The organism is Arthrobacter sp. KNU40 (genome assembly GCF_051515115.1).
In the GTDB taxonomy this organism is placed as follows: Bacteria; Actinomycetota; Actinomycetes; order Actinomycetales; family Micrococcaceae; genus Arthrobacter.
Genome location: NZ_CP195850.1, coordinates 1,924,453 through 1,940,250, shown reverse-complemented (window position 1 = coordinate 1,940,250; position 15,798 = coordinate 1,924,453). Strand labels below are relative to the sequence as shown.

The 15,798-nt window shown below is 61.9% G+C and carries 13 protein-coding genes; 11 read left to right on the top strand and 2 right to left on the bottom strand.

What is annotated here, in order from left to right; all coding sequences use genetic code 11:
* The first annotated feature begins 166 nt into the window (after window positions 1–166).
* The 10 genes from ACSKT0_RS09085 to ACSKT0_RS09040 all read left to right on the top strand — a co-directional run bounded on the left by ACSKT0_RS09085 (window position 167) and on the right by ACSKT0_RS09040 (window position 10,548).
* Window positions 167–1,633, top strand: coding sequence for a fumarylacetoacetate hydrolase family protein (locus tag ACSKT0_RS09085; protein WP_437773430.1), 1,467 nt, complete (start codon window positions 167–169; stop codon window positions 1,631–1,633).
* The gene (locus ACSKT0_RS09080) at window positions 1,626–2,282 is read left to right on the top strand and encodes a GntR family transcriptional regulator (protein WP_437773429.1); all 657 of its coding nucleotides are present in this window, start codon (window positions 1,626–1,628) and stop codon (window positions 2,280–2,282) included. Before ACSKT0_RS09085 ends, ACSKT0_RS09080 begins: the two co-directional genes overlap by 8 nt.
* A gap of 21 nt (window positions 2,283–2,303) precedes the next feature.
* Window positions 2,304–3,848, top strand: coding sequence for a 5-carboxymethyl-2-hydroxymuconate semialdehyde dehydrogenase (gene hpaE / locus ACSKT0_RS09075; RefSeq protein WP_437773428.1), 1,545 nt, complete (start codon window positions 2,304–2,306; stop codon window positions 3,846–3,848).
* A 37-nt stretch (window positions 3,849–3,885) separates the two neighbouring features.
* Window positions 3,886–4,974 carry a 3,4-dihydroxyphenylacetate 2,3-dioxygenase gene (gene hpaD, locus ACSKT0_RS09070; RefSeq protein WP_437773427.1) on the top strand — a complete coding sequence of 363 codons (1,089 nt, stop codon included), beginning with the start codon at window positions 3,886–3,888 and terminating at the stop codon, window positions 4,972–4,974.
* Window positions 4,975–5,027: 53 nt separating this feature from the next.
* Window positions 5,028–5,813 (top strand): 2-oxo-hept-4-ene-1,7-dioate hydratase, encoded by a 786-nt coding sequence (hpaH, locus tag ACSKT0_RS09065; RefSeq protein WP_437773426.1) that lies wholly within the window; start codon window positions 5,028–5,030, stop codon window positions 5,811–5,813.
* The gene (locus tag ACSKT0_RS09060; RefSeq protein WP_437773425.1) at window positions 5,798–6,610 is read left to right on the top strand and encodes an HpcH/HpaI aldolase family protein; all 813 of its coding nucleotides are present in this window, start codon (window positions 5,798–5,800) and stop codon (window positions 6,608–6,610) included. The genes hpaH and ACSKT0_RS09060 overlap by 16 nt, the downstream gene beginning before the upstream one ends.
* Before the next feature lie 51 nt (window positions 6,611–6,661).
* Window positions 6,662–8,155 (top strand): NAD-dependent succinate-semialdehyde dehydrogenase, encoded by a 1,494-nt coding sequence (locus ACSKT0_RS09055; protein WP_437773424.1) that lies wholly within the window; start codon window positions 6,662–6,664, stop codon window positions 8,153–8,155.
* A gap of 55 nt (window positions 8,156–8,210) precedes the next feature.
* On the top strand, window positions 8,211–8,333 hold the full coding sequence (locus ACSKT0_RS09050; protein WP_437773423.1) for a hypothetical protein: 123 nt from the start codon (window positions 8,211–8,213) through the stop codon (window positions 8,331–8,333).
* A 522-nt stretch (window positions 8,334–8,855) separates the two neighbouring features.
* Window positions 8,856–9,959 (top strand): transposase family protein, encoded by a 1,104-nt coding sequence (locus ACSKT0_RS09045; RefSeq protein WP_437773422.1) that lies wholly within the window; start codon window positions 8,856–8,858, stop codon window positions 9,957–9,959.
* Window positions 9,883–10,548 carry a GntR family transcriptional regulator gene (locus tag ACSKT0_RS09040; protein ID WP_437773421.1) on the top strand — a complete coding sequence of 222 codons (666 nt, stop codon included), beginning with the start codon at window positions 9,883–9,885 and terminating at the stop codon, window positions 10,546–10,548. The genes ACSKT0_RS09045 and ACSKT0_RS09040 overlap by 77 nt, the downstream gene beginning before the upstream one ends.
* Before the next feature lie 588 nt (window positions 10,549–11,136).
* Here ACSKT0_RS09040 and ACSKT0_RS09035 read toward each other — a convergent pair.
* Both ACSKT0_RS09035 and ACSKT0_RS09030 read right to left on the bottom strand, forming a co-directional pair.
* Entirely contained in the window at window positions 11,137–11,652 is a 516-nt protein-coding gene (locus tag ACSKT0_RS09035) for a nuclear transport factor 2 family protein (RefSeq protein ID WP_437773420.1), read from the bottom strand.
* Between the two features lie 124 nt (window positions 11,653–11,776).
* Window positions 11,777–13,102: an MFS transporter gene (locus ACSKT0_RS09030; RefSeq protein WP_437773419.1), complete on the bottom strand. Its 1,326-nt coding sequence runs from the start codon at window positions 13,100–13,102 to the stop codon at window positions 11,777–11,779.
* Between the two features lie 1,311 nt (window positions 13,103–14,413).
* Between ACSKT0_RS09030 and ACSKT0_RS09025 the strand changes: the two genes are divergently transcribed.
* Complete coding sequence (locus tag ACSKT0_RS09025; RefSeq protein ID WP_437773418.1) at window positions 14,414–15,190, top strand: SDR family NAD(P)-dependent oxidoreductase; 777 nt, start codon at window positions 14,414–14,416, stop codon at window positions 15,188–15,190.
* Window positions 15,191–15,798 lie beyond the last annotated feature (608 nt).

Sequence of the window (15,798 nt, the reverse complement as noted above, 5' to 3'; positions counted from 1 at the left end):
TAGAACTACCCATTCGATAATCGAACCAATTCTGATTCAAAACTGTACGGCAGGCGTGACGTGGGCTACAAGCCCTCACGATCTGCCCGAAAGTCAGGGGTTGACGTTCCGAAACTCCCGGGTCATAGTTATCATATACGATTTCGTACTCGATGAGGAGTAAATCTTGGAACAGGTCACCGACCACATCCTGGCCGCGGCCCGCAAGGTCATCGCGGTGCATATCAACTACCCCAGCCGGGCGGCCCAGCGCGGCCGTACGCCGGAGCAGCCCTCGTACTTCCTGAAGCCATCGTCCTCACTCGCCCTCAGTGGCTCAACGGTGGAACGTCCGGCCGGCTGTGAACTCCTCGGCTACGAGGGTGAGATCGCGCTGGTCATCGGCAAGCCCGCGCGTCGGGTCAGCATCGAGGACGCCTGGGACCACGTCGGGTGGGTCACGGCCAGCAACGACCTCGGCGTCTACGATCTCCGCTACGCGGACAAGGGCTCCAACCTCCGGTCCAAGGGCGGGGACGGCTTCACCCTGGTGGGCCCCGCGCTCATCCCGGCCTCCGACGTCGACCCGTCCCAGCTGCGGATCCGCACCTGGCATAACGGTGAACTTGTCCAGGATGACACCACCGAAGACCTTTTGTTTCCCTTCGCGCGCCTCGTTGCCGATCTGTCTCAGCTCCTCACCCTCGAAACCGGCGACATCATCCTGACCGGCACCCCGGCCGGCGCCTCCGTCGCCCAGCCCGGCGACGTCGTCGAGGTCGAAGTCACCGCCGGCGGGCTCAGCAGCGGCCGCCTGGCCACCACCGTCACGGAAGGTACGACGCCGTTCGCGGACTTCGGCGCCCGGCCCAAGTCCGATGACACCCAGCGGGAGGAAGCGTACGGTTCCCGTGAAGCGGCCGGGCTGCCGCCGCTGGAAAATCCGGCACCCGTCCTGAGCCCCGAGCTGAAGAAGAAACTCGAGTCCGTCGCCACGGCCACCCTGTCCAGCCAGTTGCGCAAGCGCGGGCTGAACAACGTGAGCATCGACGGGCTGCAGGCCACCCGCCCTGACCGCCGGGTCGTCGGACTCGCCCGGACGCTGCGTTATGTTCCCAACCGCGAGGACCTGTTCACGACCCGCGGCGGCGGTTTCAACGCGCAGAAGCGCGCGATCGATTCCGTCAACGAGGGCGAGATCCTTGTTATGGAAGCCCGCGGCGAAAAGGGCACCGGGACCGTCGGGGACATCCTCGCGCTGCGCGCCCAGATGCGCGGCGCAGCAGCCATCATCACCGACGGCGGCGTCCGCGACTACTCCGCGGTCGCCGGACTGGACATGCCCACCTACTTCGCCAACCCGCACCCCGCCGTGCTGGGCCGCCGGCACATCCCGTGGGACACGGACATCACCATCGCCTGCGGCGGGGCCACGGTCCAGCCCGGGGACATCATCGTGGCCGACTCGGACGGCATCCTGGTGATCCCGCCGGCCATCGCCGGGGAGCTGGTGGATGAGTGCATCGAGCAGGAGAAGGAAGAGGCCTACATCTTCGAGATGGTCAAGCAGGGCAACAGCGTGGACGGTTTGTACCCGATGAACGCCCAGTGGCGTGCCCGTTACCAGGAATGGGAAGGAACCCAAGGTGACTGAAACCGCCGTCGGGAGCAAGTCCGAGCAGGCCTATGCGGCCGTCAAGGCGCGCATCGTGGAGGGCACGTACACGCCGGGGTACCGGCTGGTGCTGGCTAAAATCGCCGAGGACCTGGGCGTGAGCGTGGTTCCGGTCCGGGAGGCGATCCGCCGCCTGGAGGCCGAAGGGCTCGTGAAGTTCGAGCGCAACGTCGGCGCCACGGTCTCCGGGATCGACCCCACCGAGTACCTGTACACGATGCAGACACTGAGCATCATCGAGGGAGCGGCGACCGCGTTGTCCGCACCCCTGATCGATTCCGTGGCTATTGCCCGGGCCCGTGCGGTCAATGCCGAGATGCGGGACTGCCTGGAGCATTTCGATCCGGTCCGCTTCACGGCCTTGAACCAGGATTTCCACAGCGTGCTCTTTGAACACTGTCCCAATCCGCACATCCTGGACCTCGTGCACCGGGGCTGGAACCGGCTCGCCTCGATCAGGGCCTCGACGTTCCGCTTCGTCCCCGGCCGCGCGCAGGAATCCGTCAAAGAGCACGAGGCACTGCTTCAACTCATCGAAAGCAACGCCGACGCCGACACCATCGAACAAGCCGCCCGCCGCCACCGCAGCGCCACCCTCGACGCGTACCTCGCACAACCAAAGCACTGATTACTAGTTAGGACTTCAACGATGACGACCTCCGTAGAAACACAAAGCACGCATTATGTCCCGCAGGACCTGCCCACGCACATCCAGCACTTCATCAACGGCCAATTCGTTGACTCGGTCAGCGGAAAGACCTTCGACGTCCTTGACCCGGTATCCAACGGCAACTACGCCACCGCCGCGGCGGCCCAGCACGAGGACGTCGACCTGGCCGTCGCCGCCGCCAAGCGCGCGTTCAAAGAAGGTCCGTGGTCGAAGATGCTGCCGCGCGAACGTTCGCGCGTGCTGCACAAGATTGCCGACATCGTCGAATCGCGCGACGATGAACTCGCCTACCTCGAGAGCTACGACTCCGGCCTCCCGATCACCCAGGCCAAGGGCCAGGCCCGTCGTGCCGCCGAGAACTTCCGCTTCTTCGCAGACCTCATCGTCGCGCAGGAGGACACCGCGTTCAAGGTCCCGGGTCGCCAGCTCAACTACGTGAACCGCAAGCCGATCGGCGTCGCGGCCCTGATCACCCCGTGGAACGTCCCGTTCATGCAGGAGTCGTGGAAGCTCGCCCCGGCAATCGCGACCGGCAACACCGTCGTCATGAAGCCGGCGAGCTACACCCCGCTGTCCGCGGCACTCTGGCCTGAGATCTTCCGAGAGGCTGGCCTGCCCGACGGCGTGTTCAACCTGATCTTCGGGTCCGGCGGTGTCGCGGGCGACTACCTCGTGAAGCACCCCGACGTGCCGCTTGTCTCCTTCACCGGTGACAGCTCGACCGGTGCCACTATTTCGACAGCGGCCGCTCCCCAGTTCAAGGGCCTCTCGCTCGAACTCGGCGGCAAGAGCCCGGCCGTCGTCTTCGCCGACGCCGACGTCGAGGCCGCCCTCGACGCCACAGTCTTCGGGGTGTTCAGCCTCAACGGCGAGCGTTGCACCGCCGGCAGCCGGGTGCTCGTGCAACGCGACATCTACGACGACTTCGTGGCTCGTTTCGCCGAACGGGCGAAGAACATCGTGGTGGGCCTCCCGAGCGATCCCGCAACCGAGGTCGGCTCGCTCGTGCACCCAAACCACTTCGAAAAGGTCATGAGCTACATCGAGATTGGCAAGACTGAGGGTCGCCTCCTCGCCGGCGGTGGTCGTGCCGAGGGTTTTCCGACGGGCAACTACGTCGCACCGACGGTGTTCGCCGATGTCGCGCCCGACGCGCGGATCTTCCAGGAGGAGATCTTCGGACCCGTCGTCGCGATCACCCCTTTCGACACCGACGAAGAGGCGCTAGAACTCGCGAACAACACCAAGTACGGCCTCGCTGCCTACGTTTGGACCACGAACCTCAAGCGTGCGCACAACTTCGCACACGCCATCGAGTCGGGCATGGTGTGGCTGAACTCAAACAACGTCCGGGACCTGCGCACCCCGTTCGGCGGTGTGAAGGCCTCGGGGCTCGGACGCGAAGGCGGCTACCGCTCCATCGATTTCTACACCACTCAGCAGTCGGTGCAGATCACCCTCAACGAGGCCCACTCGCCCAAGTTCGGCAGCGTCGAAGACGCCGCCTCCTCCGGCGACAGCTAACCCCTTCCACACCCCTTTCAAAGAAGAGAGACACCCCATGACCAACTTCGTCCCGACCCCCACCGTCCCGGCACCGGATATCGTCCGCTGCGCTTACCTCGAACTCGTCGTCACGGACCTCGCGAAGTCCCGTGAGTTCTACGTGGACCTGCTCGGCCTGCACGTGACCGAGGAAGACGAGAACACCATCTACCTACGCTCCTTCGAGGAGTTCATCCACCACAACCTGGTCCTGCGCAAGGGACCGGTGGCCGCCGCCGCCGCGTTCGCGTACCGGGTGAAGTCCCCGGCCGAAGTCGACGCCGCCGAGGCCTACTACCGCGAGCTCGGCTGCCGGGTGGAGCGCCGCAAGGACGGCTTCACCAAGGGCGTCGGAGACTCCGTCCGCGTCGAGGACCCGCTCGGGTTCCCGTACGAGTTCTTCTACGACGTGGAGCACGTCGAACGCCTCACCCAGCGCTACGACCTCTACTCCGCCGGTGAGCTGGTCCGCCTGGACCACTTCAACCAGGTCACCCCCGACGTCCCCCGGGGCCGGGCCTACCTCGAGGACCTCGGCTTCCGCGTCTCGGAAGACATCAAGGATTCCGACGGCGTCACGTACGCCGCGTGGATGCACCGCAAGCAGACCGTGCACGACACCGCCCTGACCGGCGGCAACGGGCCGCGCCTGCACCACATCGCCTTCTCCACCCACGAGAAGCACAACATCATCCAGATCTGCGACAAGATGGGCGCCCTGCGCATCAGCGACCGGATCGAACGCGGCCCCGGCCGGCACGGCGTCTCCAACGCCTTCTACCTCTACATCCTGGACCCGGACGGGCACCGCATAGAGATCTACACCCAGGACTACTACACGGGGGACCCGGACAACCCCACCGTCACCTGGGACGTCCACGACAACCAGCGCCGCGACTGGTGGGGCAACCCCGTGGTCCCCTCCTGGTACACCGAAGCCTCCCTCGTCTTGGACCTGGACGGCAACCCCCAGCCGGTCATCATCCGCGAGGAAAAGAGCGAAATGGCGGTCACCGTCGGAGCCGACGGCTTCTCCTACACCCGCCAGCCCGACGGCGGCCCCGCCGGCGAAAAGATGGGTTTCAAGGTCGGCTCGCAGCTCTAGGCCCGCAGCCCCCAACGTATGCTGACCGCAGGATGGCCGAACGGAGTGTGGAGATGCTTGACCCGAAGACGATAGAAACCATTGCGGACGAACTATTGGAGGCCGGCCGGAGCCGGACCCCGATTCCGCGCCTGACTGCCCGCTACCCCGGGATGACGGTGGAGGATTCCTACGCGGTGCAGCAGTTATGGCGGCGCCGCAACGAGGAAGCGGGCCGGAAGCTGGTAGGCCGCAAGATCGGGCTGACGTCCAAGGCAATGCAGGACGCCACCGGCATCACCGAACCCGACTATGGCGCGATCTTCGATGACATGGTCCTGGAAACCGGATGCTCCGTGGCCTGGGACCAGTACACCCATCCGCGGGTTGAGGTGGAACTGGCCTTCGTGCTCAAGAAGGACCTCTCCGGTCCGGGGTGCACCATCTTCGACGTCCTGAACGCCACCGACTACGTGGTTCCGGCCCTCGAGATCCTGGATTCGCGGATCGAGATGGAGGGCCGGACCATCGTGGACACCATCTCGGACAACGCGGCCATGGGTGCCATGGTGGTGGGCGGGCGCCCGGTCCGTCCGGACGCCGTCGACCTCCGCTGGGTATCGGCGATCCTGTACAAGAACCAGACCGTGGAGGAAACCGGCGTCGCTGCCGGGGTCCTGGACCACCCGGCCAACGGGGTGCATTGGCTCGTTAACAAGATCGCCCCGCACGGTGACGGGCTGAAGGCCGGGGAGATCATCCTCGCCGGCTCCTTCACCCGCCCGCTCTGGGTATACAAAGGCGATACGGTCCACGCCGACTACGGACCGTTGGGAGTTGTCACATGCCGGTTCGAGTAGAACCAGACCGCACGTTCCGCGATGCCTTGGCCGCCGCGGACCGGCCCCTCGCCGGGATGTGGGTGTGCTCCGGCAGCCCGCTCATCGCCGAACTGTGCGCTGGCGCCGGGCTGGACTGGCTCCTGATCGACGCCGAACACAGCCCCAACGGCCTTGAGTCCATCCTCGCCCAGCTTCAGGCCGTCCGAGGCTACCCGGTCCAGGCCGTGGTCCGGCCGCCGGTCAACGACACCGTCCTCCTCAAGCAATACCTGGACCTGGGCGTGCAGGACCTGCTCATCCCGATGGTCAACTCCGCCGCGGAAGCCAAGGCCGCCGTCGCGGCGGTGCGCTACCCGCCGCACGGGGTCCGGGGCGTCGGCTCGGCCCTGGCCCGCGCCTCGCGCTGGAACCGTATCCCGGACTACCTCGCCCGGGCCGCCGAAACCATCAGCGTCACGGTCCAGATCGAAACCGAGGCCGCCGTCGCCGCCGTCGAGGAGATCCTGGCGGTCGACGGCGTCGACGCCATCTTCCTCGGCCCCTCGGACCTCGCGGCGTCCATGGGCCTGCTCGGCGAGCAGGAACACCCCAAGGTGCGTGCCGCCGTCGAACACTGCCTCACCGCGGCCAAGACCGCGGGCAAACCGGCCGGCGTCAACGCCTTCAACGAAGCCACAGCGCGTGCGTATATGGACGCCGGGGCGAAGTTCGTGCTGGTCGGCGCCGACGTCGCGCTGCTGGCGCGCGGCACCGAAGCCCTCGCCGACAAGTTCGTGCCCGTCGAAACCACCACGCAGCAGCGCGCCAGCTACTAAAGGCCGGCCTCTGTTCCCTGAACCTATCCCACACCTTGAGGAGATCTTCCCATGACCGCTTCACCTGTAATTTCTTCCGCCCGGGAGGCTGCCCTGCTCGCTTCCGTCCCGACCGGTCTGCTGATCGACGGACAGTGGCGTGAAGCATCGGACGGCGGCACGTTCGACGTCCACGACCCCGCGACCGGCCAGGTCCTCGCCACCCTCGCGTCCGCGACCAGCGAGGACGCCCTCGCCGCACTCGACGCCGCCGACAAAGCCCAGGCCTCCTGGGCCAGGACCGCGCCACGGGAACGCGCCGAAATCCTGCGCCGGGCCTTCGACCTGGTCACCGAACGCGCCGAGGACTTCGCCCTGCTCATGACCCTGGAAATGGGCAAACCCCTGGCCGAAGCCCGCGGCGAAGTCACCTACGGCTCCGAGTTCCTGCGCTGGTTCTCCGAAGAAACCGTCCGCGACTACGGCCGCTACCTCACCACCCCCGAAGGCAAGAACAAGATCCTCGTCCAGCACAAACCCGTCGGACCCTGCCTGCTCATCACCCCCTGGAACTTCCCGCTCGCCATGGCCACCCGCAAAGTCGCCCCCGCCATCGCCGCCGGATGCACCATGGTCCTCAAACCCGCCAAACTCACACCCCTGACCGCCCAGTACTTCGCACAGACCATGCTCGACGCCGGCCTGCCCCGAGGGGTCCTGAACGTCGTCGCCTCCTCCAGCGCCTCCGGGATCTCCGCCCCGCTGCTCGCCGATCCCCGCCTCCGCAAGGTCTCCTTCACCGGCTCCACCGCCGTCGGCAAACGCCTCATGGCCGACGCCGCACACAACGTCCTGCGCACCTCCATGGAACTGGGGGGAAACGCGCCCTTCATCGTCTTCGAAGACGCCGACCTGGACAAAGCCGTCGAAGGCGCCATCGCCGCCAAAATGCGCAATATGGGCGAAGCCTGCACCGCAGCCAACCGCTTCCTCGTCCACGAATCCATCGCACAGGAATTCACCCGGAAGTTCGCCGCCGCAATGGGCGCCCTCACCACCGGCCGCGGCACCGACCCAACCACCCAGGTCGGACCCCTCATCGACGCCGGAGCCCGCGAAGACGTCCACGCCGTTGTGGCCGCCGCCGTCACCGCCGGCGCCACCGCCCTTACCGGAGGCGCACCCGTGGACGGCCCCGGCTACTTCTACCAACCCACTGTCCTGGCCAACGTGCCCAACGACGCCGAAATCCTCCGCCAGGAAATCTTCGGACCCGTCGCCCCCATCACCACCTTCACCACCGAGCAAGACGCCATCCGACTCGCCAACGCCAGCGAATACGGCCTCGCCTCCTACCTCTACAGCCGCGACCTCAACCGGCTCCTGCGCGTCGCCGAACAAATCGACTTCGGCATGGTCGGTTTCAACGCCGGCATCATCTCCAACGCCGCCGCACCCTTCGGCGGCGTCAAACAATCCGGACTCGGCCGCGAAGGCGGCTCCGAAGGAATCGCCGAATACACCACTACCCAATACATCGGCATCAACGATCCCTATGTTCGCTAGCCAAGTACCCCGGCTCACGGACCAGTTGCGGCGCTACTCCGAGAGGACACAAGAAATGATGCAGGTGATCTCCGACTTTCGAGTCAAGGTCAAGGCAGAGCTGTGCGAAAAGTGGGTGCTGCCGTTGCAGCACCTCACGGTGATGCGTGGGCCAATGGAAGACCCGGCCGTCTCTTGACGGGTCGCGATTTAGGTCATTCTCGCTGGCTCTTTCACGAAAGATAACGTTCGGGTTCATCCGCGAAGATGATCAGGCGCGCTGGACCTGATCATCTAAGGTCACTGCCGTGCGCGGCGGTGACCCAACTGTTGCAATTTTGCTAAGTTAACCACACCCTTAACGAGCTCAACCGGAAGGACAATTGATGGCTCTTTCTGATGAGGGCAGCTCCGATGCGACGAAAATGAACTACGACTCGGGGGAGAAACATCCGTTGCTGATTTGGAGCAGCCTAAGTCCCGGAGACATCGTTTCCCTCGGAGGTCCGGGCATACAAAAATATGTAGGGGCCGTGGAGACCAGGACAAGTGACGGTCTGATTATTTGGATAAGGACTGACTTGAACGAGAGAAAGATGTTCCACTTTCACGAATTCGATTCCATACGCCTGATCAGGCGATTTCGTGACCCCGAAATCCAATAAGGTCTCGAAACAGGCGGTTGCAACCGGCCGTCCAACGAGCATCAACAGGACTTGGCATGACGAGGTCAGCTCTCCAAGACAGGCGCCATAAATCCAAATTCGTTGTCGAAACCGACCAGCCGCCGGGCTGCCCCACGTGCGGGGTGATGGCTTCACGGCGGAAGGAACGCCGCTTCCAGCGGCTGAGGGATATTCCTATTGCCGGACCCGTGGCGGTCTTGTGGTCCAAGTACCGCTGGTATTGCGAGGAACCCGCGTGCGACCGGTTCTCGTTCTTTGAGTCCACGCCCCAGGTGCCGCGGCGTGCCCGCTTGACCGGCCGGCTCCGGGACCAGCTCGTGGATGCGGTCATCCGTTCGGGCCGGGCCGTCTCGGAGACTGCTGCCGCGTTCGCGCTGCACGAAACCTGCTTCCTCACCCTTCCTGATGTGGAGCGGCTGAGCCGAAGGATGCTGGGCATCGATGAACACCGTTTCCGGTCCGTGCGCTACTTCCAGGACGCCGAATCAAAGGCCTGGACGCGGTTCGAGCCGTGGATGACCACGATCGTGGATCTGGACACCGGCCAGGTGCTGGGGGTCGTGGACGGCCGGCAAAGGCGCCGGGGAGTGGCTCTTCGCCCGGCCGCTGGCATGGCGTCTGGCCATGCGGGTCATGGCGGTCGACCCTCCGGCGACGTTCCGGAAGGCGCTAAGGATGTGGCTTCCACGGACCGCTGTCGCCGTCGATCACTTCCACTGGCGAACCAGGCCGTGACCGAGACACGGCAGAACCTGTCCCAACAGGTCAAGGGCCGCCCACGGAGGCCTGGGCGCACCGGATGCTCCTCCTGCGCGCTGGCGACGACAGCTGGATTCAGCCCGAGGCAGTGCCGGTCGGGTCAACCTCCACGGAGAGGGAACCAGAATGAGGGCGTAGCGTTTGTTGATGGCGGGATCCGGCATAGTTCTGACAACTCGGCGCGCCAAATCTGTGACGTCCTCGTCAGATATAGGATAATAGCCATAAGTCGCACTGCGTCGGATCCTATAGGCAGGGGATGGCAAGTTGGCGAACAATATGAATCAGAGGTGGACTACTTCCATGGGTGGGCCAAAGCCGGCGAAGGCCACAGTTGCTTACAACGAGATCAAACGGCGAATCGTTACGGGACTCTATAATCCCGGACACCGGTTGGTGGTTGATGCAATCGCTGATGATCTCAGCGTCAGCGCCGTGCCTGTCAGACAGGCGATTAAGCGCCTTGAGTCCGAAAAGCTGGTGAGTGTGGAGAAGTTTGTCGGAGCCACGGTGCTCGGTCTAGCTGGCAATTCATTCAGGGAGGAAATCGAGGCCGTCGCTTACTTGGAATCGGTAGTGGCAAGTCTGTCCGTGCCGGAACTTACCGAGAGTGATCTGGACCGTCTCCATGAGATTCACCAGATGATGGTGGATGAGAAGGACCGATCAGTTTACGCTCACTTAAATAGCGAATTTCACGGTGTCATGTGCAGCCGTTGCACAAATCACAAGCTGCTAAGAATGCTCCAGGAATTGTGGAGTGGCACACAGGTACTCCTCGAGTCGGCATTCGTGCAGATGCCAGAGCTAGGACCTGAAACTAATCATACCCATTTAGAAATTCTCGACGTGCTTACCGAAAATCCGTCTCCAGAGCGCATGCGGGAAATCGTATTTCAACACCGATTGGCGACAATCGACGTCTTCGATCGTGTCGTCGAGAGGCAGGCGCGGCTCGCCAGGGCATGACTGCTGATTGAAGCGAGTTCGACAAGTCACACGAATATGGCATTTTCGGCCCCAGGGCGCAGAACAAAGTGAGACGCTTCGGCTGGAGCCCCTATAAACCTGAAATTATGGCTTGAAGAAACGCGCGACGTGATCATCTTGGGAGGCTGTACCTGGAGCAGATTGATACCTACTCCCGCAGGTGCGCGCCCTTACCGACTCGGTTGAGCTCCTGATGAATCCCTTCCGGAAGACACGGGAGGTGCTCTGCTCTATCCTGGCGTCCCAGAGCTGGTTGCCGGTGTCATCATCGCGAAAACCGGGGCGGACCTGCGCGTCTTCCCGACTGCAACCCATCCGGCCTCGTGGGCACCACACTTACGTGATAGACACACTCATCCCAGCAGGGCCACGGGACCTTTTGTCTTCACCGCCACGAACTCAATTCCCCACCAACCACGAAGAAGACCACTGGACCCCTTCTCAAATCATTGTATGGGCGCAAGCTGCTGCACTCGCCTTCAAAATGGGTGGGTGGCTACTGAAAACCACCCACCCTACCCTCACCAATGAGCGAAATGCGGCCCAGCGGAGACCAAATCTCCTACTTCAGATGGGGAGCCAATCATCCGAAACAGGAACTGCCACGAAAGGAACCTGCAGCGGAGGTTCACCGACAAGTGGGTCGATCCGCAGACGAGTAAGCCTCACAAACGCAAATTTCCAGTCACCATCGATGCGGACGAACTCGTCCTCATAGTGTCCGTACCCCCTGAAACCCCACATGTCGGAGATATGCACGCCTCGGTAAACGCGATCCCCTTGATCCCACGTGACATAGTCTTCCATCGACCAGATACCGCGTGCTCGATCAGGCCCGAAGCCGCGAACTTCGGCCATGTGCCCGTGGTGTACCGTCACGCTACCGGATTCGAACTGGACTTGGATTTTTTCCAGGAATTTGTCCGCAGAATCCAGCACCCCCCACTCACGCGGCATCCCTTCTACAATCGCACTGTCTACAAAAAGGGAACGCAATCCATGCCAGTTACGAGTGTCAATGTATCTGAAGTACTTGGCCTTCAGGTCCGATATCTGCACCCGATCATCGGGAGTGAGCCTCATTATTACCCTGCTTCCATTAGGTTGCTGACGGCGATCGTCATCGAAAATCATGGGTTGCACAACACCGCAAGATGCATTGCAATCACTCAGAAGAACGCAACTACATGGGAAGGCCGAAGGCCGGTCATCCACGCTTCCCGAGATCCGCGGTCGGCGTCGTCGAGGTTTCCTTGGCAGATGCGACTCCGATTCCAGCGATGAATAGGAGAACGCTCATGAAGATTGCCGCAGGCATCCAATTTGAACCTCCAGGGGGGACAAGTGCCCCCAGAATTGCAGGTGTAAAGCCGGGGATCAGCAGCCCGATCTGCATGCTCAAAGCAAGGCCGGAATATCGTATTTCCGTGGGGAACATTTCGCCAAAGAACGAGGGCCAGATTGCATTGAAGATCGCCATGAATACCGTGTAGTTGATCAGCGCGCCCACAACAATGAAGACCAAATTCCCGCTATTAAGGGCATTGAACAACAGGAATATACTGCCAATCCCTCCGACCGCTCCGAAAAGCAGAACAGGCTTCCGGCCAATACGGTCCGAGATGGTTGCAATAAGGGGGATGGTAAGCACTGCCAAACCGACGACCACAGTACTCATAGCGAGCATGAAGGGTCGACTGACCGGATCTGCCATCGAAGTGGCGTAAGCAAGGACAAACACACTGAACATGGGGCTCATCGCACCCCACAGCTGAACGACGATAACACAAATGATTTGACGCCAGTATCCTTTCACCACTTGAACAACCGGCGCCTTAGCGATCTGGTCACGCTTAACCGTCTTGGTGAATTCAGGGGTCTCCTCCAGAGAACGACGGAACCACCAAGCCAGGAAGACCACAATGGCACTGAGAAGGAACGGAACTCGCCAGCCCCAGCTGAGCAGCTGGTCCGTCGGCAGCGAAGAGATCGGGAGAAACACGAGAGTTCCCAGCGCGATTCCCGACTGCGAGCCCATGACCGCGGAGCTGGTAAAGAAGCCTCGCTTCGTTTGTGGCGCCGTTTCGAGGGTCATCGATATTGCACCTGAGGACTCACCCCCGGCACTGATACCCTGCACAACACGGAGAAGGACCAGTCCGGCGGGTGCCCAAATCCCCACTTGCTCGTAGGTGGGAAGAAGGCCGATCACCACGGTTGCCGCCCCCATCATCAGAACGGTAAGCATCAGTATCTTCTTGCGGCCCAGCTTGTCGCCGAAGTGGCCGAGGATGATGCCACCGATCGGTCTGGCTAGATAGGCCACGCCGAACGTCGCTAGCGAAGCAATGGCCGCCATTGCAGGATTGGTGGCATCAAAGAAGATGTGATTGAACACAAGAGCTGCCGCGGAGCCATAAATGAAGAAGTCGTAGTACTCCAACGTGCTCCCGAGAAGCGAGGCCATGAAGGCCTTACGCTCGGGACGGCTCCTTCGGGCTTGCTTGGCTTCATGCAAAGCGGTGTCTGTCAAGATAACTCCCTTAATTGGTCGCGGGTGCCAGTGCACACCGCGCCTAAATCTAGGCAGCGATGCTACTCGCGTGGTTCCCTCCCAGCAGGGCTGCGCCTGCCCGGGTAAGCACCTGAGCAGGAGACCCAAGCTCCGTCGCTGTGGTGCAGGTCACGACTATACGCATGATTTGATAAGTCGTCAACAGATGTTCGTTCCGGAGAGATTGGATATTGAGAATACCAATTTATATGTGAGTCTTGGTTGTCAACAGGCATGGATGGGCGGCCCCTGCTTTTGGCTCCCGGGGCCGCCCATCGCGCACCGGCCGGGTCGTCGTGAGCTGCAGGTTCGAGCCTTGTCTCGCCCTGCATTGTCAGGCTCTCTCGAAAATTGAGGTAATCACTCGTGGTGGGACCGCCTTGGGAGTGGAACGGACCTTCGGATTGATTGCCGGAGCTAGACGGTTTCTAGGGCCGGTTCGAGGGTCACAGTGTTTAGCCCGTGCACTCGGCCTGGCCGATGGTGCGGGAGCTTGTCGCGGCCAAAGAGCAAATCAACCTGCCACCACCACTCATGTCCAGGTTGCCGCCGACAAAGGACATCACCGCCCCGACGACAATGGCAGCGCAAGACGGACAGGAATTACGGCGCACTTCATGCCTCTAGAACACGGCGCCATGGGCGGGCGGGAGGCCCCTCCCACGCTTAGGCCTAGCGTTGCCGGCAGGGTATCCCGCACGAGTCGGCATGTAGGCGGGACGATGAGACAGATGTCGAGGCCACCTCGCACGCGAAGACCGCTACGAGCACCTCGCTACCCCAGGCGGCGCTCGGTCTAAGATTGGACCCAATCTCGGTCCGGCCAGACCAGAGACCGCTTCGATGGAGGAGCGCCCCTTTATTTGATATTGAAATGTCTATTATCAGTTGACATGCTATCTAATCGCTAGTACGGTGGTCGCCGGGACAGCCGCGCATACAATGTGCGTGCGGCCGAAGAATCGTCACAGGGTGCTGCGCCCGCTACTAATTTCCCACCGTTAAGCACACCTAGAGCACCAAGGCGGACCGTACGTTAGACCTAAAAGCGCTTCGCAAGGAGTATGCGTCCAACCAGTGAAGCGTGGGGATCGGGCCGAATAAGGCAGCGGGTATTTCCTCAGAGCGGTTCTAGTTGGAATTACTTCGCGTCCCTCGTTTAGTGAGTTCCCGCGCCTGCGTTGTCAGTCGCTCGTACATCAAGCCGAGAACTATCAACAGGAACCATCCCTCCCACAAGCCAACTCTTTGGGCCTGGCTTCAATAAGCGAAAGCGAAACATACGTGGCTATGAAACGGCTTATTAATACAGTTCAGATCATCACCGGTGCCGGCTCCGGTTTGGGGCGCGGGGCTGCCGAACGATTTGCTAGTGAAGGAGCAAAAGTCGTTTGTGCGGATCTGGATCTAGTCGCCGCGCAAACGACTGTTGAGAAAATTCATTCTGCTGGCGGTGAGGCCTCGGCCCTACAAGTGGACGTGTCCGACTGGGACTCGGCCCAGAATATGGTGGAGACCACCATCAATAAATACGGACAACTCGATGGCGTGTACGCCAATGCAGGCCTTCACGGGACGGGCTCCGCGACTGACGTTGAAATGGAAACTTGGGATAGGACTCTTGCCGTCAACCTGACAGGAGTTTTCTACACGGCACGGGCGGCGCTGCGGCCCATGCTCGAGGCCGACCACGGGGCGATCCTCTTTACCGCCAGCAATGCGGCGCTAAAGGCATTCCCAAACCAGGCGGCGTATGCGGCAAGCAAGGGAGGAGTAGTCTCCTTGGCCCGCCAGATGGCCTTAGATTTCGCGGGCCGTGGCATCCGGGTCAACACAGTGTGCCCAGGAATGGTTCTGACGCCCCTGGTTACGGAGATGTACCGTAAACGTGAAGAGTTCACTAGCGCGCCGATGGGCACCGCGATTGCAGCGCAACCAGCAAGGTATCCACTTGGACGTACTGGTCAGCCTGAAGACATTGCAGCCGTGGCAGCGTTCTTACAGAGCCCGGAGGCGAGTTGGATCACAGGCCAGTCATATGTTGTTGATGGTGGGATATCGATCTAGCCAAAGTGTCCTTGCGAGATGCCCGTTCCGGGCCGAAAATGGTGCCTAGTCGCCCGCCGAACCGGTTCCCGCCGTTGCTCGTTGAAGCCGTCATCTGTCCGAGCGCTAGGGGGTCACGCCGAGGGTCCTTCAGTGTTTCTTTCCGAGAACGCGGATAAGGTTCCGTTTTGCCGGTGGTCCCACGGGCGGCCACGTCGATGATCGATGGTGCATGCTGCGCGGAGACGAACGGAATCATGCTGGCTGACACCCAGAATGAAGAACAGATCATTGCCAAGGTCGCCGCGATCGACATTGGCAAGGTTGAACTCGTATGTTCTGTCCGGGTCTCCGCGCGGGGACCCCGAAGAAACCCTAGCAGGAGGTGTCGGCACATTCGACGACGAGCCGTTCACTGGCGTAGCTATCGAACCAGCTGGTGGACCTGCACAAGACCGAGCTCGATTCGGTCTTGATATGAAAGGTCGCCGAACGCAGATGCTCCGGTTCGGTTCCGTTCTGCCCGCCCAGATCCGCCGGCCGCGGGATCTGACCCGGTACTGGATCAATCTCTCGGACAAGAACCGCCGAAAAGAACCGGGTCGAGAAACTCCTCAAGGACGGTTGCA